The organism is Streptomyces sp. NPDC006551, from assembly GCF_040611675.1.
GTDB lineage: Bacteria > Actinomycetota > Actinomycetes > Streptomycetales > Streptomycetaceae > Streptomyces.
The window spans coordinates 80,530-100,788 of record NZ_JBEXOT010000006.1; the positions used below are offsets into that span (position 1 = coordinate 80,530).

General features: G+C 73.2%; 18 protein-coding genes. 11 read left to right on the plus strand and 7 right to left on the minus strand.

The window, feature by feature from the left end; translation table 11 throughout:
* Position 1: 1 nt before the first annotated feature.
* Positions 2-1,399 (minus strand): FAD-dependent oxidoreductase, encoded by a 1,398-nt coding sequence (locus ABZY12_RS09210; protein ID WP_356888659.1) that lies wholly within the window; start codon positions 1,397-1,399, stop codon positions 2-4.
* 271 nt (positions 1,400-1,670) lie between these two features.
* Between ABZY12_RS09210 and ABZY12_RS09215 the strand changes: the two genes are divergently transcribed.
* Positions 1,671-2,450: a TSUP family transporter gene (locus ABZY12_RS09215; protein WP_356888660.1), complete on the plus strand. Its 780-nt coding sequence runs from the start codon at positions 1,671-1,673 to the stop codon at positions 2,448-2,450.
* On the opposite strand, the gene ABZY12_RS09220 is transcribed toward ABZY12_RS09215, so the two are convergent.
* The 3 genes from ABZY12_RS09220 to ABZY12_RS09230 form a co-directional block, all read right to left on the minus strand.
* Positions 2,445-3,074 carry a class F sortase gene (locus ABZY12_RS09220; RefSeq protein WP_356888661.1) on the minus strand — a complete coding sequence of 210 codons (630 nt, stop codon included), beginning with the start codon at positions 3,072-3,074 and terminating at the stop codon, positions 2,445-2,447. The two genes, ABZY12_RS09215 and ABZY12_RS09220, sit on opposite strands and share 6 nt — an antisense overlap.
* Before the next feature lie 140 nt (positions 3,075-3,214).
* On the minus strand, positions 3,215-3,712 hold the full coding sequence (locus ABZY12_RS09225; RefSeq protein WP_356888662.1) for a hypothetical protein: 498 nt from the start codon (positions 3,710-3,712) through the stop codon (positions 3,215-3,217).
* 169 nt (positions 3,713-3,881) lie between these two features.
* Positions 3,882-4,703, minus strand: coding sequence for an aminotransferase class IV (locus tag ABZY12_RS09230; protein ID WP_356888663.1), 822 nt, complete (start codon positions 4,701-4,703; stop codon positions 3,882-3,884).
* A gap of 78 nt (positions 4,704-4,781) precedes the next feature.
* Between ABZY12_RS09230 and ABZY12_RS09235 the strand changes: the two genes are divergently transcribed.
* The 5 genes from ABZY12_RS09235 to ABZY12_RS09255 are packed head-to-tail and all read left to right on the plus strand — an operon-like array spanning position 4,782 to position 9,862.
* Positions 4,782-5,411, plus strand: coding sequence for an NAD(P)H-dependent oxidoreductase (locus ABZY12_RS09235; protein ID WP_356888664.1), 630 nt, complete (start codon positions 4,782-4,784; stop codon positions 5,409-5,411).
* A 15-nt stretch (positions 5,412-5,426) separates the two neighbouring features.
* Entirely contained in the window at positions 5,427-7,160 is a 1,734-nt protein-coding gene (locus ABZY12_RS09240) for an ABC transporter ATP-binding protein (protein ID WP_356888665.1), read from the plus strand.
* A complete protein-coding gene (locus tag ABZY12_RS09245) occupies positions 7,157-9,031 on the plus strand; it encodes an ABC transporter ATP-binding protein (RefSeq protein WP_356888666.1) in 1,875 nt (624 codons plus the stop codon). Before ABZY12_RS09240 ends, ABZY12_RS09245 begins: the two co-directional genes overlap by 4 nt.
* Before the next feature lie 40 nt (positions 9,032-9,071).
* Positions 9,072-9,395: a divalent-cation tolerance protein CutA gene (gene cutA / locus ABZY12_RS09250; protein WP_356888667.1), complete on the plus strand. Its 324-nt coding sequence runs from the start codon at positions 9,072-9,074 to the stop codon at positions 9,393-9,395.
* A complete protein-coding gene (locus tag ABZY12_RS09255; RefSeq protein ID WP_356888668.1) occupies positions 9,392-9,862 on the plus strand; it encodes a gamma-glutamylcyclotransferase family protein in 471 nt (156 codons plus the stop codon). Before cutA ends, ABZY12_RS09255 begins: the two co-directional genes overlap by 4 nt.
* Here ABZY12_RS09255 and ABZY12_RS09260 read toward each other — a convergent pair.
* From ABZY12_RS09260 to ABZY12_RS09270, 3 genes are all read right to left on the minus strand, one after another.
* Complete coding sequence (locus ABZY12_RS09260) at positions 9,816-11,978, minus strand: molybdopterin oxidoreductase family protein (RefSeq protein WP_356888669.1); 2,163 nt, start codon at positions 11,976-11,978, stop codon at positions 9,816-9,818. The genes ABZY12_RS09255 and ABZY12_RS09260 overlap by 47 nt on opposite strands.
* Before the next feature lie 97 nt (positions 11,979-12,075).
* Positions 12,076-12,792: an ElyC/SanA/YdcF family protein gene (locus tag ABZY12_RS09265; protein WP_356888823.1), complete on the minus strand. Its 717-nt coding sequence runs from the start codon at positions 12,790-12,792 to the stop codon at positions 12,076-12,078.
* Between the two features lie 91 nt (positions 12,793-12,883).
* A complete protein-coding gene (locus tag ABZY12_RS09270; RefSeq protein ID WP_356888670.1) occupies positions 12,884-13,645 on the minus strand; it encodes an aquaporin in 762 nt (253 codons plus the stop codon).
* Positions 13,646-13,723: 78 nt separating this feature from the next.
* On the opposite strand from ABZY12_RS09270, the gene ABZY12_RS09275 reads away from it, so the two are divergent.
* From ABZY12_RS09275 to dnaG, 5 genes are all read left to right on the plus strand, one after another.
* The gene (locus tag ABZY12_RS09275; RefSeq protein ID WP_356888671.1) at positions 13,724-14,416 is read left to right on the plus strand and encodes a hypothetical protein; all 693 of its coding nucleotides are present in this window, start codon (positions 13,724-13,726) and stop codon (positions 14,414-14,416) included.
* A gap of 89 nt (positions 14,417-14,505) precedes the next feature.
* Positions 14,506-15,420: a sirohydrochlorin chelatase gene (locus ABZY12_RS09280; protein ID WP_356888672.1), complete on the plus strand. Its 915-nt coding sequence runs from the start codon at positions 14,506-14,508 to the stop codon at positions 15,418-15,420.
* A gap of 37 nt (positions 15,421-15,457) precedes the next feature.
* Positions 15,458-16,750, plus strand: coding sequence for a deoxyguanosinetriphosphate triphosphohydrolase (locus ABZY12_RS09285; protein ID WP_356888673.1), 1,293 nt, complete (start codon positions 15,458-15,460; stop codon positions 16,748-16,750).
* Between the two features lie 152 nt (positions 16,751-16,902).
* On the plus strand, positions 16,903-18,162 hold the full coding sequence (locus ABZY12_RS09290; RefSeq protein ID WP_356888674.1) for an FAD-dependent oxidoreductase: 1,260 nt from the start codon (positions 16,903-16,905) through the stop codon (positions 18,160-18,162).
* A gap of 67 nt (positions 18,163-18,229) precedes the next feature.
* Positions 18,230-20,122, plus strand: coding sequence for a DNA primase (dnaG, locus tag ABZY12_RS09295; protein WP_356888675.1), 1,893 nt, complete (start codon positions 18,230-18,232; stop codon positions 20,120-20,122).
* Positions 20,123-20,259: the final 137 nt, after the last annotated feature.

The following is a 20,259-nucleotide window of genomic DNA, read 5'->3' on the forward strand; positions in this document are numbered from 1 at the left end:
CTCAGGAGCCTCCGTCATGGGTGAGCAGGTGGAGCAGGGGAGCGTGCGGAAGGGCCTCGTCGCCCTCCCAGGCCCGGGCGAGCGCCCCCACCGCGGCGAGATCGCCGAGGAGGACGCCGCCGACCAGCCGGTCGCCGCGCACGACGACCTTGCGGTAGGCGCGGCGGGTGGCGTCGGTCAGCTGGACGACGTCGTCGCCCGGCCGGGGGGTGGCCTCGCCGAAGGCGGCGAGGTCGAGCGACTCGGCCCCGCCGAGGGTGAGCCGGGTCAGCGCCCGGGTGCCGGTGTAGGCGGGCGCGCCCGCCGTGACCGGCGCCGCATCCGCCGTCGCGGCGGTGACCGCTGCCGGGCCCGAAGTCACCGGTGCCGGGCCCTCCGTCGCGCCCGCCGTGACCCGTGCCGGGCCCTCCGTCGTGCCCGCCGTGTCCGGAGCCGTGTCCGGTGCCGCGCCCGCCGTACTCGGTGCCGGGCCTGCCGTCACCGGTGTCGTGATCGGTGCCGGGTCCGCCGTCGCGGTCAGCAGGACGCCCGCCAGGGCGTCCGCCTGTTCCAGGGCCGGGCCCGCCAGGCCGTAGACGCGGCCGTCGTGCTCCGCGCAGTCGCCGATGGCGTGGATGAACGGATCGGAGGTCCGCAGCTCGTCGTCGACGACGATGCCGGTACGGACCTCCAGGCCGGCGTCCCGGGCGAGACCGATGCGCGGCCTGACCCCGCAGGCCAGCACCACGACCTGGGCGTCGAGCACGAAGCCGTCCGCGAGTTCGACGGCCGTGACCGCGCCGCCCTCCTGGCGCAGACCGCTGACGCGGCACTCGGTGTGCACCTCGACCCCGAGGGACTCCACATGCGCCCGGAGCAACGCCGACGCCTGCTCGTCCAGCTGCCTCTCCATCAGGCGCTCGCCCTGCTGTGTCAGCACCACCTCGGCGCCCAGCGCGGCCAGCGCGCGGGCGGCGGAGACGCCGAGGAGCCCGCCGCCGATGACGACCGCGCGGACGCCCGGCCGTACCAGCGCGCGCAGCTCCAGACAGTCGTCGAGCGTACGGAACGGGTGGACGCCCGACGGCAGCCGCGACCCGCGCAGTCCGCGCAGCGGCGGCAGCACCGGGTTGGAGCCGGTCGCCAGGACCAGCCGGTCGTAGCCGACAGACGTCCCGTCCTCGCACTCCACGATCCGGGCGGCGCGGTCGATCCGCACCGCCCGCACCCCGCGCCGCACCGGCTCCTGGGGAGCGGGCAGCGCGATCACCTCGGGCTCGTACCGCCCGGCGAGGACGTCCGCGAGCAGCACCCTGTTGTACGGTGCGTGCGGCTCTTCGCCGAGGAGGGTGACCGGCAGGCGCTGGGCGAGCCGGGCGCCCGCCGTTCCGCCGCCGACCACCACGATCCGTGTACTCATGTCTCGAAGAGTGCGGGGCGGGTGTTACCCGTCGGCATCCCGACTGTTTCCCGTACGGAACGCTGATCTCCGCTCCGGCGGGAGCGCGCTGTGAGGCGCGCGCCCCTCACGGGGGCGGGGGCCCGGAGGTGAGGCCAGGCCGCCGGCCGGCGGTGATCACTCGTATACCGGCGAGTGCGGCGCGACCTCAGACGGAGCGCAACCTCAGATGTAGCTCAGCACTCCAGGGATCGATGGACGGCACAACCATCGCCTCCCTAGGCTCACGGGCATGCCTGACATATCCCTGACCACTCTCGTCCTGCTCTGTGCGGCCGCTCTCGTGGCCGGCTGGATCGATGCCGTGGTCGGCGGAGGAGGGCTGCTTCTGCTGCCCGCGCTGCTGCTCGGGCTTCCGCAGGTCCCGGCCGCCCACATCCTCGGGACCAACAAGGCCGTCGCGATCGTCGGCACGTCCGGCGCCGCCGTCACCTACGTGCGCAAGGCGCCGGTGAAGGTGGCGACGGCGGTACGGATCGGGCTCGCGGCGCTCGCCGGGTCGATGGGCGGGGCCTTCTTCGCCGCCGGGATCAGCAGCGACGTCCTGCGCCCGGTGATCATGGTCGTGCTGCTCGGCGTGGCCGCGTTCGTGATGCTGCGGCCGTCCTTCGGCACCCAGGGCGAGAACAAGGCGCCCGTCGGCCGGGCCAGGATCGTCGCCGCGATCGTGCTCGTCGGCGGAGGCATCGGCTTCTACGACGGCCTGTTCGGCCCGGGGACCGGCACCTTCCTGGTCCTCGCGCTCACCGCCGTCCTCCATCTCGACCTGGTGACGGCCTCCGCCACCGCCAAGATCGTCAACGTCTGCACCAACGCGGGCGCGCTCGCGATGTTCGCCTACCAGGGCACCGTGCTGTGGCAGCTGGCCGCGATCATGGCCGTCTTCAATCTGGCGGGCGGCATGATCGGGGCGCGGATGGCGCTCCGCAAGGGCGCCGAGTTCGTGCGCGGGGTACTGCTGTTCGTCGTCTTCTCGCTGGTCGCGAAGCTCGCCTTCGACCAGTGGTCATGAGGACGCCTCGCGTACGCCGATGAGATGGCCGAAGGCCACCACGTTCCCCTGGTAGCCGGACTTCGCGGAGAACCCGCCGCCGCAGGTGATCACCCGCAGCTCGGCCCGGTCCCGCTCCCCGTAGACCTTCTCGTCCGGGAAGTCCTTGTTGTCGTAGACCTCGACGGCGTCGATCGTGAAGACCGCGGTACGGCCGTCCTGGCGGTCCACCTCGATCCTGTTCCCCTTCTTGAGCGCGCCGAGCGCGTAGAAGACGGCGGGCCCCTGCGCGTTGTCGACATGGCCGGCGACGATCGCGGTGCCCTTGGCGCCGGGCGGGGTGCCGCCCTCGAACCAGCCGGCGATGTTGCGGTCGCTCGCCGGCGGCACGTCGAGCGAACCGCCCGCGTCCAGGCCGAGCCGCATCATCGGGGCGTCCACGTCGATCTCGGGGATCCGCAGCCGGACCGGCGCCGAGGGCGGCAGCGGATCGGCGGCGGCGTCGGTGTGCGCGTTGGGTCCGGCGGCGAACGCCTGGGCGGCGGAGGGGACGGGCGGGGTGACGTTCTCCGAGCCGTTCTGGACGAGCCAGATGCCGACGCACGCGGCGACCGCTATGCCCCAGCCCTTGCTCTTGTTGCTCACGCGGCTCCTTCTCCGGGGTACGAGGATGTGGCCCTGCCCCCGCCGGGCCGTATGCGGGCGCGCGGCGGGGGCAGGACGTGCGGTACGGCTAGGGGAAGTCCGGCCGACCTCGCCGGGGCCCTGGGGCCTGTCCTAGCGGCCTACGTGCCGCTCGCCCGACGACGCAGGAGCCACGTACCGCCGACGGCAGCCGCGGCCAGCACCGCCGCGCCCGCCGTGATCTGGGCGGTGTCGGGGCCGACGCTGCCCCCGACACCGGTCTTCACGTGCCCGCTCGGGCTCCGGTGCTTGACGACGAGGTGGCCGCGAGCCGTCTTGCCGTTGTCGCAGGCGACGCTGATGCCGTAGGTGCCAGGCTTGGCATGGTGCGGGACCGTGAACTGCCCGACCACGACCTCCTTGTGCGTGCTCGGGTTCAGCTGGAACTCGCCCGCGCCGAGGGACTGGGCGTCGCCGATGCCGTGCCCCTTGGAGCCGCAGGCGAGGGTGTTGACGGTGATGGTCGTGCCCGGTGTCGCGGAGGACGGATAGACCTCCAGGGTGTGGAAGTCCCCGGCGTACGCCGCCGGTGCGGCGAGAGCGCCGAACGCGACGACCGACAGCGCGGTTGCGGTGAGCGGGCGGGCAGGGTTGCGCATGGGTCCTCCGTGGCGCGCGAGCGGTCTTCCGAGCGGCCGTTCCGAGCCGTCTCTAGGACCGAGGTAAGAGCCGTGGCGCGCCACGCGCCTGCTGATGGAAAGTCAGAATTACGCCGTCCGGTGCGGTGTGTCGCCTTGCATCGCCACCGTTTACGCAGGTCAGAGCTGTTTACGAGGCGTCAGTCGACGACTCGTGCCAAACGGGTGACCCCGGTCCGCCGGACCGCCCCGCCTCCAGCGGCTCCCAGGGTGCCGACGCGTACGCCGCGTACACCCGCCCCATCAGCTCCTCGTCCACCTCGAACCGGACCTCGTCGATCCGCTCCACCGGCGCGATCCCGCGCGAGTTCGTCACGAAGGCCGCGCGGAAGTCCCGCAGGCTCGCCAGGGTCACCGGGCGCCTCGCGGACGGCAGACGCGGTTCCAGCAGGGCCATCGTGACCCCGGTCAGACACGGGGCCGACGGCCAGACCACCGAAGTGCCGTCCCAGAAGGCGATGTTGGTGACCGCGCCCTCCGCGATCTCGCCGTGGGAAGAGGTCAGCAGGGCCTCGTCGAAGCCGGCGCGCCGGGCCGCGTCGCCGTGGTAGCTCTGGCCGAAGCCGCCCACGTGCTTGATGTGGGCGGCCGGGCGCCAGTACTCGACGGACTTCAGGCTCTGCGGTGCGGCGGGCATCGAGGCCGGCTCCCGGACGGTGACGACGACGCGTACGCCCGCGTACACATACACGCGGACCGCCGCGTCCCGCCGTCCCGCCGCCTCCAGGGCGCCGGTGAGCAGGACCCGGAGGCGCCCGGCGTCGATCCCCGTGCCGAAGAGCTCGTGGGTCGAGCGGTCGAGCCGGTCGAGATGGAGGCCGAGGCCCCGCACCCGCCCGTCGCGTACCTGCATCGCGGTGAAGTGGCCGTAACCGCCCATCAGGGTGGCGAGCAGCTCGGGGTCGGGGGCGGGGGAGCCGTCGATCTCCACATGGAGCGGTGCCGTCGTCATGGCTCCACCGTATGCCCGGGGCGCGTCCCGGAATCCGCGCTTGACCTCAAGTAAAGTTGAGGTACCACGATCACCGGCATGGACATCAAGAACGCCGCGAATTCCACGTACCCCGTCGCCGCCGGTGCCTCCGCGCCGCTGAGGCTCGCCGTCATCGTCGCCTCCAACCGCGAGGGCCGGTTCGGCCCCGTCATCGCCGACTGGTTCCTCGCCCAGGCCGCCGGGCGCGAGGACTTCACCGTCGACGTCGTCGACCTGGCCGAGATCGACCTGCCCACCTCCCTCTCCTACCGCCCCGACGCCGCCGTCCGCGCCGAACTCGCCAAGGTCTCCCCGGTCCTGGCCGCCGCCGACGCCTTCGTCGTCCTCACCCCCGAGTACAACCACTCCTTCCCCGCCTCCCTCAAGAGCCTCATCGACTGGCACTTCACCGAATGGCAGGCCAAGCCCGTCGGCTTCGTCTCCTACGGAGGGATCTCCGGCGGTCTGCGAGCGGTCGAGCACCTGCGCCAGGTCTACGCCGAGCTGCACGCCGTGACCGTCCGCGACACCGTCGCCTTCCCCCACGCGCACGGCCAGTTCGAGGAGGACGGCGGTCACAAGGACCCCACCGGGCCCGACGCCGCCGCCAAGACGATGCTCGACCAGATCGCCTGGTGGGCACGGGCTCTGCGCGACGCCAAGGCCGTCCGCGCCTACGCGGGTTGAGGGGGAACCGGACCCATGCTCCTGAGACTCGTCGCCGGCCGGCTGCGGCCCCACCGGCGCATCCTCGTCCTGGTCGTCCTCCTCCAGCTCCTGCAGTCCCTCGCCTCCCTCACCCTGCCCACCCTCAACGCCGACGTCATCGACAACGGCGTGCTGCGCGGCGACACCGCACACGTCCTGTCCGGCGGCGGCCTGATGGTCGCCGTCACCCTCCTCCAGGCGGCCGCCGCGGCGGCGGCCACCTACTTCGGCGCCAGGATCGCCATGGGGATCGGCCGCGACCTGCGCGCCACCGCCTTCCGCCGTGTCCAGGACTTCTCCGCGCGGGAGATGAGCCGCTTCGGCACCGCCTCCCTGATCACCCGCACCACCAACGACGTCCAGCAGGTGCAGACGTTCGCCGTCCTCGTCCTGACGATGCTCGTGGCCGCGCCCCTGATGTGCGTCGGCGGCATCGTCATGGCCTTCGAACAGGACATCCCGCTCGCCCTGCTCCTGCTGCTCTTCGTCCCGCTGATCGGCGGCGCCGTCGGCACGGTCGTCCTGCGGATGCGCCCTCTCTTCCGCGGCATGCAGGAGCGTGTCGACCGGGTCAACCGGGTGATGCGCGAACAGATCACCGGCATCCGGGTCGTCCGCGCCTTCGTCCGCGACCGGCACGAGCAGCGCCGGTTCGCGGCCGCCAACGACGAACTGTTCGAGGTCGGACTGCGCTCCGGCCGCCTCCAGGCCCTGATGTTCCCGATCGTCCTGATCATCTGGGAGCTGGCCACCGTCGGCATCATCTGGGTCGGCGCCCACCGGCTCGACTCCGGCGCTCTGCAGGCCGGTTCGCTGATCGCGTTCCTCGGCTACCTGCTCCAGATCTTCATGTCGGTGATGATGGTGCTCTTCCTGCTGATGCACATGCCCCGCGCCGAGGTCAGCGCCGAACGCATCCAGGAGATCCTCGACACCCGGCCCTCCGTCGCCCCGCCCCTCGCGCCCGTCCGCGCACTGCACGGCCCCGGCCGGCTCGACATCGTCGGCGCCGACTTCGGCTACCCCGGCGCCGAGGAACCCGTCCTGCGCGGGGTGGATCTCACCGCCCTCCCCGGCCGCACCACCGCCCTCATCGGCTCCACCGGCAGCGGCAAGACCACCCTCCTCGGCCTCGTACCGCGCCTCTTCGACGCGACCGGCGGCGAGGTCCGCGTCGGCGGCGTCGACGTACGCACCATGGACCGGACCCTGCTCGCCCGCACCGTCGGCCTCGTCCCGCAGAAGCCGTACCTCTTCTCCGGCACGGTGGCGAGCAATCTGCGGTACGGAAAGCCCGAGGCGAGCGACGCGGAGCTGTGGCACGCCCTGGAGGTCGCCCAGGCCGCCGACTTCGTCCGCGCGCTCCCGGAAGGACTCGACGCACCGGTCGCGCAGGGCGGCACCAACCTCTCCGGCGGACAGCGCCAGCGCCTCGCGATCGCCCGGGTCCTCGTCGCCCGCCCCCGGGTCTATCTCTTCGACGACTCCTTCTCCGCCCTCGACCACACCACCGACGCACGGCTCAGGGAGGCACTCGCACGGGAGACGGCGGAGGCGACCGTCGTCATCGTCGCCCAGCGCGTCTCCACCATCCGCGGCGCCGACCGGATCGTCGTCCTCGACCAGGGCCGCGCCGTCGGCAGCGGCACCCACGAGGAACTCATGCGCGACAACCCCACCTACCGGGAGATCGTCCTCTCCCAGCTCACCGAGGAGGAAGCGGCATGAGCGACGCACGCCGGAAGGAGGGGCACGGCAAGGAACGGCGCGCCCCCGAACGCCGAGGCCCCGCCGTCCCGCAGCGCGGGCCCGGCTTGAGCACCCCCGCCCTCGAACGGTCGCTGGACTTCCGCTCCTCCGGCTTGCGGCTGCTGCGCACCATGGCACCCGAACGCCCCCGGCTGCTCGCCGTGCTCGCCGCCGCCACGGCAGCCGTCGGTCTCGCCGTCCTCAGCCCCAGGATCCTCGGACACGCCACCGACCTCGTCGTCTCCGGCGCCGGAAGCCCGGCCGGCGTCGACTTCCCCGCGGTCGCCACGGCCCTGGCCCTCGCCTTCGCGCTCGTCGCCTGCTCCGCCGCGCTGAACTGGCTGCAGCAGCGGCTCGCGACGACCGTCGTCCAGCGGGCCGGCCACCGGCTGCGCGAGCGCGCCCAGGGCAAGCTCGCCCGGCTGCCCCTGTCGTACTTCGACAGGCAGCCGCGCGGCGAGGTCCTCAGCCGCACCACCAACGACATCGACAACATCACCCAGACCCTCCAGCAGGCGTTCAGCCAGATGATCCGGGCGCTGCTCACCCTCGTCGGCGTGCTGGTGATGATGTTCTGGATCTCGCCGCTGCTCGCCCTCGTCGCGCTGGCGACCGTGCCGCTGTCCGTCTTCGTGGCGGCCCGGATCGGCAAGCGGGCCCAGCCGCAGTTCGTCCGGCAGTGGGCCGTCACCGGCCGCCTCAACAGCCATGTCGAGGAGATGTTCACCGGCCACGCCGAGGTCGTCGCCTTCGGGCGGCGCGAGGAGGCCGTGGCCCGCTTCGACGAGCTCGGCGACGAGCTGTACGCGGCGAGCTTCCGCGCCCAGTTCATGTCCGGCTTCATCCAGCCGGCCCTCACGTTCGTCGGCAACCTCAACTACGTCCTGATCGCGGTCGTCGGCGGACTGCGGGTGGCCTCCGGCACGCTGACGATCGGTGACGTCCAGGCGTTCATCCAGTACTCGTACGACTTCAACGGACCGGTCACCCAGGTCGCGGCCATGGCCAACCTGCTCCAGTCCGGCGTCGCCTCCGCCGAGCGCGTCTTCGACCTCCTCGACGCGGAGGAGGAGTCACCCGGCCCGGCCGTGTCCCGGCGCCCCGAGCAGGTCACCGGCCGGGTCTCCTTCGAGAAGGCGGCCTTCCGCTACGAGCCGGAGAAGCCGCTCATCGAGGATCTGTCGCTGACGGTGGAGCCGGGCCAGACGGTCGCGATCGTCGGCCCGACGGGCGCGGGCAAGACCACTCTGGTCAACCTGCTGATGCGGTTCTACGAGACGACGGGCGGGCGGATCGCTCTCGACGGCGTCGACGTGGCGGAGATGTCGCGCGACGACCTGCGGGCCGGGATCGGCATGGTCCTCCAGGACACCTGGCTGTTCGGCGGGACCATCGCCGACAACATCGCCTACGGAGTTCCCGGGGACGTCTCCCGCGAACGGATCGTCGAGGCCGCCATGGCCACCCATGCCGACCGGTTCATCCGCACGCTGCCCGACGGTTACGACACGGTCCTCGACGAGGACGGCGCCGGTCTCAGCGCCGGCGAGAAGCAGCTCATCACGATCGCCCGGGCGTTCCTGTCCGACCCGGTGATCCTGGTCCTCGACGAGGCGACCAGCTCCGTCGACACCCGCACGGAGGTCCTCATCCAGCGGGCGATGTCCTCCCTGCGCCGGGGCAGGACGAGCTTCGTCATCGCGCACCGGCTCTCCACCATCCGCGACGCGGACGTGATCCTGGTGATGGAGAACGGCTCGATCGCCGAACAGGGCACGCACGACGAGCTGCTGGCGACGGGCGGGGCCTACGCCCGGCTGTACGCAGACCAGTTCGCGCCCGCGGCCTGACGGGGGCGGGGCCGGCGCGCGGGTGGGTACGGTGAGGGGCGTGACCCTCGCACTCACCGTACTCACCACCACCGACAGCGCCGACAAGGCCGAGGCGCTCGCCCGCGGCGCCGTCGAGGCACGGCTCGCCGCCTGCGCCCAGATCTCCGGTCCGGTGACCTCCGTCTACCACTGGCAGCAGGCGATCGAGACGAGCGAGGAGTGGCAGGTCGTCTTCAAGACGACGGAGGCCGCCTACGCGGCCCTCGAGGCCCACCTCCTGGCCGCGCACGACTACGACACCCCGGAGATCATCGCCACCCCCGTCGTCCGCGGCTCCGCCGGCTACCTCGCGTGGCTCGCGGCCGAGACGGTCGCGCCGTGAGCACCGCGGCGCGGGAGCTGCCGTTCTTCGTGTACGGCACCCTGCGCCCGGGCGCGTACAACCACGACCGGTTCCTCCTCGGCCGCACGGTCGCCGAGGAACCCGCCCGGCTCGCCGGCGCGCTGCTGTACGACGGCCCCGGCTATCCGTACGCCGTACCGGCCGAGGGCCGGACCGTGGCCGGCACGGCGGCCGGGATCGCGGGCGACCTGGTGACCGCCGCGCCCGGCGCGTACGGAGAACTGCTCGCCGTACTCGACCTGCTGGAGGAGTACCGGGGGCCCGGCCATCCGCGCAACCTGTACGAGCGGGTGGAGCGGGAGGTGCTCCGGGTCCGGGACGGGGCCGCCGTACGGGCCTGGGTCTACTTCGCCGCGCCGGGGGTCCCGCTGGGGCCGCCCGTCACCGGTGGCGACTGGTTCAGCCGGTCGGTTCCACCGACTCCAGGCGCACCGCGCACACCTTGAACTCCGGCATCCGCGAGATGGGGTCGAGGGCGGGATTGGTGAGCGTGTTGGCCCGTCCCTCGCCCGGCCAGTGGAAGGGCATGAACACGGTGTCCGGACGGATGGTCGCGGTGATCCGCGCGGGCACCACCGACCGGCCGCGCCGCGAGACCACTGCGACCCGCTCGCCGTCGGCCACCCCCAGCCGGTCGGCGAGCCGAGGATGGAGCTCCACGAACGAGCCGGGCGCGGCCGCGTTCAGCTCGTCGACCCGCCGGGTCTGCGCCCCCGACTGGTACTGCGAGACGACCCGCCCGGTCGTCAGCACGATCGGATACTCGGCGTCGGTCTCCTCGGCCGCCTCCCGGTGCACGACGCCGACGAACCGCGCCCGCCCGTCGGGCGTGGCGAACCGGTCGAGAAAGAGCCGGGGCGTCCCGGGGTGGACGCCGGCCACGCGGGCCACGTCGGCCGGGGCGGCCGGCCCGCCGTCGGCGAGCTCCGCCGCGGCCTCGGACGGCTCCACGACCTCCGGGCACGGCCAGAAGACGCCGTTCTCCTCGCGGATGCGCCGGTAGCTGATGCCCGAGTAGTCCGCGGGGCCGCCGGCCGAGGCACGGCGGAGCTCGCCGAAGACCTCCTCCGGGTCGGTCGGGAAGCCCTTCTCCCAGCCGAGCAGCCCGGCGAGGGAGTGCAGCACCTCCAGATCGCTGCGGACCCCCGGCGGCGGGGTGAGCGCCCGCTGCCGCAGCAGCACCCTGCCCTCCAGGTTGGTCGTGGTGCCGGTCTCCTCCGCCCACTGGGTGACGGGCAGCACCACGTCGGCCAGTTCGGCGGTCTCGGACAGGACCACGTCCGCGACGGCCAGGAAGTCGAGCGAGCGCAGCCGCTCCTCGACATGCGCGGCGCGCGGTGCGGAGACGACCGGGTTGGAGCCCATGAGCAGCAGGGACCTCACATCCCGCCCGAGCGCGTCGAGGAGTTCGTACGCGCTGCGGCCCGGACCCGGCAGCGACTCCGGCGCCACCCCCCACACCTTCGCCACATGCGCCCGGGCGGCGGGGTCGTCCAGCTTGCGGTAGCCCGGGAGCTGGTCGGCCTTCTGGCCGTGCTCGCGGCCGCCCTGGCCGTTGCCCTGTCCGGTGAGACAGCCGTACCCGCTCAGCGGCCGGCCGGCCCGCCCGGTCGCCAGGCAGAGGTTGATCCACGCGCCGACCGTGTCGGTGCCCTTGGACTGCTGCTCGGGGCCGCGCGCCGTGAGCACCATGCCGGTCTCGGCGTCGCAGAACATCCGCATCGCGTCCCGGAGCAGCGGCACCGGCACCCCGGTGATCCGCTCCACCAGCTCGGGCCAGTGGGACATCGCCCCGGCCCGCGCCGCCTCCCACCCCTCGGTGCGTTCCCGGATGAACTCCTCGTCCGTGCGGCCCTCGGCCACGACCAGGTGGAGCAGCCCGAGCGCGAGTGCCAGGTCGGTGCCGGGGCGCGGCGCGAGATGGAGATCGGCGTGCTCGGCGGTCCGGGTGCGGCGCGGATCGACGACGATCAGTTTCCCGCCGTTCTCCTTCAGCTCGGTGAGGTAGCGCAGCGCGGGCGGCATGGTCTCGGCGAGGTTGGAGCCGACGAGGATCACACAGCCGGTGCGCGGGATGTCCTCCAGGGGGAAGGGCAGGCCCCGGTCGAGCCCGAACGCCCTGTGGTGCGCGGCCGCGGCCGACGACATGCAGAAGCGGCCGTTGTAGTCGATCTGTGAGGTGGCGAGGACGAGCCGGGCGAACTTGCCCAGGGCGTACGCCTTCTCGTTGGTGAGGCCGCCGCCGCCGAAGACCCCCACGGCATCGGCACCGTGGTCGGCGCGGGTTCGGCGCAGGCCGTCGGCGACGGCGGAGAGTGCCTCCTCCCAGGTGGCGGGCTTCAGAGCACCCGTGTCAGGGCATCGGACCAGGGGCTCGGTCAGCCTGACCCGGGAGGAGAGTACGGCCGGGGCGGTGCGGCCCTTGCCGCAGAGCGCGCCCCGGTTGACGGGGAAGTCGGTGCGGTCGACCACCTCCACGGAGCCCGCCTTGGGGCTCAGCGACATACCGCACTGGAGGGCGCAGTAGGGGCAGTGCGTGGGGGTGGTGACAGCCTCGGACATGTACCAGAGCGTGCGACGGGCGTGTTACGGCCGGGGTCGCGCCGGATTACGGGAACGGTGCATCGTGCTCAGCCGGCGGCCCGCCCCGGGGTGAGGGCTACCGCGCCGAGGCCAGCGCCTCCGTCACGCCCGGCTCCCGGTCGCCGAGGAAGCGCGGGTCGGGGCGCAGCGCGGCGTCCAGGGCCGCCTTGCCGGCCGCGAACAGCTCCCGGGCGCCGCCGTAGTACCAGGTGGCGTCGTGGGGTTCGGCGACCCCGACGCCGTACGACTCGACGCCGGCCGCTCCGCAGAGGGCCACGGCCCGTTCGACGTGGAAGTCCTGGGTGACGAGGACGGCCCGGTCGACGCCGAAGATCTTCTTGGCGCGGACGCACGAGTCCCAGGTGTCGAAGCCGGCGTAGTCGCTGACGATCCGGTCGTCCGGCACCCCGCGTGCGGTGAGGTACGCGCGCATGGCGTCCGGCTCGTCGTATTCGGCCCGGCTGTTGTCGCCGGTGACGAGGACGACCTTCACCTTGCCCGAGCGGTGGAGCTCGGCGGCGGTGTCGAGCCGGTGCGCGAGGTACGGCGTGGGGCGGCCCTTCCACAGGCCGGCGCCGAAGACGACGGCGACGTCCCGCGCGGGCACGTCGGCGGTGGTACGGAGCCGGCTGTCGGCGACGGCGTGCGTCCAGGTGGCCGGGGCGAGCGCGAGGACGGCGCCGAGCATGACGGCCTGGGCGGTCCGGCGGCGGGCCCGGGTGGCGCGGGGGAGCCGGACGGCTCCGCCCAGCCGGGCGAGGAACCGGACCAGCCGGGCGCACACCCGGATCATCCGGGCGTACACCCGCGTCGACCGGGCGGGGAACCGCACCCGCACCCGTACACCTCGCATGGACCAACCTCCGTGGATCTCGCCCGCCCCGTCACCCCGTTCGACGTGTTCGACGCAGAACGGGACCGTTCGGTTCGCCGGGGCGGCGCCCGGGCCCGTGCCCGGGGCCGTGGAGCGCGGCCGCGAGGGCGATGCCGAGCAGGGTGCCGAGGAGCTGCGCGCCGATGAAGCCGGGCAGCGAGCCGGGGGCGATGCCGGTGAAGGAGTCGGAGAAGGCGCGGCCGACGGTGGCCGCGGGGTTGGCGAAGGAGCCCGAGGAGGTGAACCAGATCGCCGCCAGGATGTATCCGGCGACGGCGACGGGGGCGAACGTGGCGCGGCCCGCGCGGCGCAGGCCCTCGATGAGCAGGACGAGCCCCATGGTGGCGACGGTCTCGCCGAGCAGGAGGTGCGGTTCCGACCGCGCCTGGGTGGACCAGGCCCCCGGCGTCCGCCCGAACATCGCCTCGGCCAGCAGGGCGCCGGTGACGGCCCCCGCGAGCTGGGCGGCGAGGTAGAGGCCGACCTCGCGGACGCCCGGGGCGCCGTCCTCGCCCCGGCGGGACCACCAGTCGGAGAGGGTGACGACCGGGTTGAGATGGCCGCCGGACAGGGGGCCGAAGAGTGTGATGAGCAGCCCGAGCCCGATGGCGGAGGCGAGCGAGTTGGCGAGCAGGCGCACGCCGATGTCCTGGCTCAGATCACCGGCGCGGATGCCGGACCCGATGATGACGGCCACCAGGGCGGCGGTGCCGACGAGTTCGGCGACCACGCGCCGGGGGAGCGTCGGGAGAGCGGAGGAAGACCTTCTCATAGTGGAAAATATATTCCGCACTATGGAAGGTCTGAAAAGGAGGGGTGGTGGTTCGGAGGGCGGCCGTACCATCCCCGCATGATCACCGAAGCCGTCCGCAACAACGCCGAGTGGTGCGAGACGATGTGCCGTGCCCACGGCCGGCCCGGGGCCTTCGGCCCGCGGACCTGGACCAGCGGCCGCCGCACCCCGCCGTACTACCCCGACGCCGTGACGCTCACCGCCGACGCGTCGGTACGCGACGTCCTCGACGGCATCGACCGCGACACCCCCGGCGCCTCGGTCAAGGACAGCTTCGCCCGCCTCGACCTGGCGGACGAAGGCTTCCGGCTCCTGTTCGAGGCCCGGTGGATCCACCGGCCGGCCGGGCTCCCCCTTCCCCCGCCGATCGCGTCGTGGCGCCCGGTCCGCGCCCCGGAGGAGCTGGCCGCCTGGGCGGCCGCCTGGAGCGGCGACGCCCCGGACGAGGCCGCCCTGTTCCGCCCCGAGCTGCTCGCCGACCCGGCGACGCGCGTGGTTGCCGGTTACGGCACGGACGGCCGGATCGTCGGCGGAGCGGTGCTCAGCGACAGCGGCCCCGTGACCGGCCTCTCCAACCTCTTCGCCGCCGAGGGCACCGACCCGGCCGACGTGTGGACCGGCTGCCTGGGGCTGGTGGACGACGGCGTCCCCGCCGTCGGCTACGAATCGGGGGACGACCTGGCGCCCGCCCTCTCCGTCGGCTTCGAGGAGATCGGCCCGCTGCGCGTCTGGCTGGACACCGGCGCCTGACACGACACAGGGGCGCGGGGTGAGGGCGCGGTAAACACTCGTGACGCCCGCGCAACGGGCAGGCAACGTGCCGCCGTCAGGATCGGTGCATGACGGAGCCGGACAGCACGTTCGACAGCACCGCCGACCTGCTCGGCCGGATCACGGCGCAGCTCGGCGTCCAGCTGAGCCAGATGCGCCCGACCGGACGCCCCGGCCGGCGAACCGACGCCGCCCACGAGTACTCCGACGAAACGCGCGGGCTCATGAGCGGCACCGCCCCCACCCTCATAGCCGTCGGCCACGGCAGCCGCGACCCCCGGGCGCGCGCCACCCTCGCCCTGCTGCTCGACCGGGTCCGCGAACTCCGGCCCGGCCTCGACGTCCGCCTCGCCCACGTCGAGCTGAACGCCCCGCTCCTCACCGACACCCTCGCCGCTCTCACCGAGGAGGGCGGCCGGGACGCCGTACTCGTGCCGCTCCTCTTCGGCCGCGGCTACCACGTCAAGCACGACCTGCCCGCCGCCGCTGCCACCGCGCCCGCCGTACGGACCCGGATCGCCGCCCCGCTCGGCCCGCACCCGCTGCTCGTCGAGGCCCTCGCGGACCGGCTCGCCGAGGCCGGCTGGACCCCGCGGGACAGCGCCTCGCGCTCCGCCGCCGTCGTGCTCGCCGCCGCGGGCTCCCGCGACCCCGAGTCCCTCGCCGACATCCGTCGCACCGCCGCCCTCCTCGGCGAACGCCTCGGCGACGTGCCCGTCGTCCCCGCGTACGCCTCCGCCGCCACCCCCACCGTCCCCGACGCCCTGCGCCTCCTCGCCGCCCGCGGCCGGCACCGGATCGCCGTCGCCTCCTGCTTCACCGCCCCCGGCCTCTTCGCCACCCGCACCGCCGCCCACGCCCCCTGGATCGCCGCCGCCCCCCTCGGCGCCCACCCCGCCCTGGCCCGCCTGATCCTCCACCGCTACGACCGCTCCCTGGCCATGCCCGCCTCCGCCTCCCCACGGGAACTCGCCTCCGCTTGAGGGCATGTCTGTCGGTCCCGGCGGTTACCTTCGGTGCATGGAAGGCATCACGGACACCCCGGGCTACGACGACACCGCGACCGAACGCTGGGCCGAGGAGCCCGACAAGCGCCCCGGGCGCACCGCCTTCCAGCGCGACCGCGCGCGCGTGCTGCACTCCAGCGCCCTGCGACGGCTGGCCGGCAAGACCCAGGTCGTCACCCCCGGCACCCGCGGCCACGCCTGGGACGCCAGCCCCCGCACCCGGCTCACCCACTCCCTGGAGTGCGCCCAGATCGGCCGCGAACTCGGTGCCGCCCTCGGCTGCGACCCCGACCTCGTCGAAGCCGCCTGCCTCTCCCACGACATGGGCCACCCGCCCTTCGGACACAACGGCGAGCAGGCCCTCAACGACTTCGCCAAGGACTGCGGCGGCTTCGAGGGCAACGCCCAGTCGCTCCGCCTCCTCACCCGGATCGAACCCAAGCGGTTCGTCCAGGACGCCACCGGAGACCTCGTCAGCGTCGGCCTCAACCTCACCCGCGCCGCCCTGGACGCCGCCACCAAGTACCCCTGGCCGCGCGGCGGCCACCCCGACGACCCCCACTCGCCCAAGTTCGGCGTGTACGAGGACGACCTCCCCGTCTTCGACTGGGCCCGGCAAGGCGCCCCCGAGCACCGCAAGTGCTTCGAGGCCCAGGTCATGGACTGGTCCGACGACGTGGCCTACTCCGTCCACGACTTCGAGGACGGACTGCACGCCGGACACATCGACCCGAACATGCTCTTCTCCGAGCCCGAGCGCGCCGACATCTGGACCGTCGCCATCGGCCGTTACGTACCGCGCGACACCGACCCGCAGGAGCTCGCCGACGCCCTCGACCGCCTGGTCGAGCAGGAGTGGTGGCCGCACGGGTACGACGGATCGGCCGTCGCGCAGGCCCGCCTCAAGGACGCCACCAGCCAGCTGATCGGCCGTTTCTGTCTCGCCGCCGAGGGCGCCACCCGCTCGCGGTACGGCACCGGCCGCCTCACGCGGTACGACGCCGAACTCGTCGTCCCCCGCGAGACCCGCAACGAATGCGCCGTCCTCAAGGCCGTCGCCGACCGGTACGTCATGCAGCGCGCCGAGCAGGAAGTCCTCCGCGCCGACCAGCGCATCGTCCTCGCCGAACTCGCCGAGGCGCTCACCGCCCGCGCACCCGAGGGCCTCGACCCGCAGTTCCGCGCCCTGTTCGACACCGCGGGCGACGACCGCGCGCGCAAGCGGGTGATCATCGACCAGATCTCCTCCCTGACCGACGCCTCCGCCCGCACCCTCCACGCCCGCCTCCGCCTCCACGGCCGGTAGGGCGCCCGGCGGATCTTGGCCGGACACTCCCGCCTCGCCCCCTTCCGCCATCACCCTGCGTGCGGGACGCTCGTTCGGGGGCTCGGGGCGGTACGGCTCGCCGAACGCCCGGAGGCGTAGCGTGGAACCGGTCGCAACGAGGAGGAATCAACGTGGTCGACGCAGATCTGACCTTCGTCATCGTCGGCGGAGGACTCGCCGGGGCCAAGGCGGCGGAGACTCTCCGCGACGAGGGGTTCAACGGCCGGGTGATCCTCATCGGCGACGAACGCGACCACCCCTACGAACGCCCACCGCTCTCCAAGGGCTACCTCACCGGCAAGGAGGAGCGGGACACCGTCTTCGTCCACGAGCCCGCCTGGTACGCGCGCAACGACATCGAGCTCCACCTCGGCCAGCCCGTCACCGCCGTCGACCGCGAGGCCCGCACCGTACGCCTCGGCGACGGCACCGTCATCCGTTACGACCGGCTCCTCCTCGCCACCGGCGCCGAGCCGCGCCGCCTCGACATCCCCGGTACCGGACTGGCCGGCGTCCACCACCTGCGCCGGCTCGCCCACGCCGACCGGCTCCGCCACGTCCTGGCCGCCCTCGGCCGCGACAACGGTCATCTGGTGATCGCCGGCGGCGGCTGGATCGGTCTGGAGGTCGCCGCCGCGGCCCGTGGCTACGGCGCCGAGGTCACCGTCGTCGAGTCCGAACCCACCCCGCTCCACCACGTCCTCGGCCCCGAGCTCGGCCAGCTCTTCGCCGACCTGCACGCCGAGCACGGCGTCCGCTTCCACTTCGGCGTCCGGCTCACCGAGATCGTCGGCCAGGACGGCATGGTCCTCGCCGTCCGCACCGACGACGGCGAGGAGCACCCCGCCCACGCCGTCCTCGCCGCCATCGGCGCCGCCCCGCGCACCGCCCTCGCCGAGACCGCCGGCCTCAACCTCGTCGACCGCGCCCACGGCGGCGGCATCGCCGTCGACGAGTCCCTGCGCACCTCCGACCCGGAGATCTACGCGGCCGGCGACGTCGCCGCCGCCCACCACCCGCTGCTGCACACCCGGCTGCGCGTCGAGCACTGGGCCAACGCCCTCAACGGCGGCCCCGCCGCCGCCCGCGCCATGCTCGGGCAGCCGGTCTCCTACGACCGCGTCCCGTACTTCTACTCCGACCAGTACGACCTCGGCATGGAGTACTCGGGCTGGGCGCCGCCCGGGGCGTACGACCAGGTCGTCCTGCGCGGCGACGTCGGCAAGCGGCAGTTCATCGCCTTCTGGCTCAAGGACCGCAAGGTGCTCGCCGGGATGAACGTGAATGTGTGGGACGTCACAGAGGCCGTCCAGCGGCTCGTCCGTGCCCAGTCCCCGGTGGACACCGATGCCCTCGCGGACCCCTCCGTACCCCTGGAGAGTCTGCTCTGAAAGCCTCCCCCACACCGGCGGTGTCTTCCCGGGGGGCGACCCCCCGGACCCCCCGTAGACTTCACGCGTGGCAGGCAGGATCAACGATGACGACGTGAAGGCGGTACGGGACGCGGTCCCGATCGACGCCGTCGTGTCCGAGTACCTCCAGCTGCGCAACGCCGGCGGCGGCAACCTCAAGGGCCTCTGCCCCTTCCACGACGAGAAGTCGCCCTCCTTCCAGGTCAGCCCCAGCAAGGGCCTGTTCCACTGCTTCGGCTGCCAGGAGGGCGGCGACACGATCGCCTTCGTGATGAAGATCGACCACCTCTCCTTCTCGGAGACGGTCGAGCGCCTCGCCGCCAAGGCGGGCATCACCCTGCGGTACGAAGAGGGCGGCTACAACCCCGGCCACCAGCGCGGCGAGCGGATCCGCCTCGTCGAGGCCCACAAGGCCGCCGCCCAGTTCTACGCCGACCAACTCGGCGGCGCCGAGGCCGAGATCGGCCGCAAGTTCCTCGCCGAGCGCGGCTTCGACCAGGCCGCCGCCGAGCACTTCGGCGTCGGATACTCCCCGGCCGGCTGGGACCACCTCACCCGCTTCCTGCGCGGCAAGGGCTTCTCCGACAAGGAGCTGATCCTCTCCGGGCTCTCCCAGGACGGCCGACGTGGCCCCATCGACCGCTTCCGCGGCCGGCTCATGTGGCCGATCCGGGACGTCGGCGGCGAGGTCGTCGGCTTCGGCGCGCGCAAGCTGCGCGACGACGACAACGGCCCCAAGTACCTCAACACCCCCGAGACCCCGATCTACAAGAAGTCCCAGGTCCTCTACGGCATCGACCTGGCGAAGAAGGACATCGCCAAGGTCAGCCGCGCCGTCGTCGTCGAGGGCTACACCGACGTCATGGCCTGCCACCTCGCCGGCGTCACCACCGCCATCGCCACCTGCGGCACAGCCTTCGGCGGCGACCACATCAAGATCCTTCGCCGGCTCCTGATGGACAACGGCTCCGCCCGGGTGATCTTCACCTTCGACGGCGACGCCGCCGGCCAGAAGGCCGCCCTGCGCGCCTTCGAGGACGACCAGAAGTTCGCCGCCGAGACCTACATCGCCATCGCCCCCGACGGCATGGACCCCTGCGAGCTGCGCCTCGCCAAGGGCGACCAGGCCGTCGCCGAACTCGTCGAGCCACGCACCCCGCTCTTCGAGTTCGCCCTGCGGCAGATCGTGAACCGCTACGACCTGGAGACTCCGGCCGGCCGCGCCGCCGCCCTCGACGAGGCCGCGCCGATCGTCGCCCGGATCAAGAACATCGCCTCGCAGCACGAGGTCGCCGTCCAGCTCGCCGGCATGCTCGGCATCCTCGACACCCAGTTCGTCGTCAAGCGCGTCGCCCAGATCGCCCGCTGGTCGCGCGACCGCGGTGGACGCGGCCCGGCGCCCGCCGACCGCAACCGCCAGGCGGCCCCGCCGATGCAGGCGCCCGCCGCCCAGGCCGGCCCCGCGCTCAATCTGCGCAGCCCCGCCCACCGCACCGAGCGCGAGCTGCTCAAGCTGGCCCTCCAGCGCCCCGAACTGGTCTCCCCGGCCTTCGACGCGTACGGCATCGACGAGTTCACGGCCCCGCCCTACGCCGCCGTGCGCCAGTGCATCCAGGACGCGGGCGGCGCGACCGGCGCCCCCGCCGACTATCTGGCCGCCGTCCGCGAGGCCGCGCCCAACGACACCGTCCGCGCGCTCGTCACCGAACTCGCCGTCGAGGCGATCTTCGCCAAGACCGTCGACGAGAACTACGCCGGCGACCAGCTCGTCACGGTCCGCCTGCGCGCCGTCGACCGCCGCATCCGCGACATCCAGGGCACCCTGGCCCGCCTGGGCGCGAACGGCGACCCGGAGCGGCTCGCGGCCGTACAGAACGAGCTGTGGGTGCTCACCCAGTACGGCCAGTCGCTGCGGAACAACGGAGCCGCGGCGCTGTAATACGCGACGTGTCACAGCGCCGGGTCGAAGAGCATCCCGCTCAGCGCCCGGTCGTCGGGCGGCGCCCCTCCGGACGTCCTCGGCGCTCCGACCGTCGCCGCTCGTAGCCCCGCCGGTCCATCGGGCGAAGTCCCCCT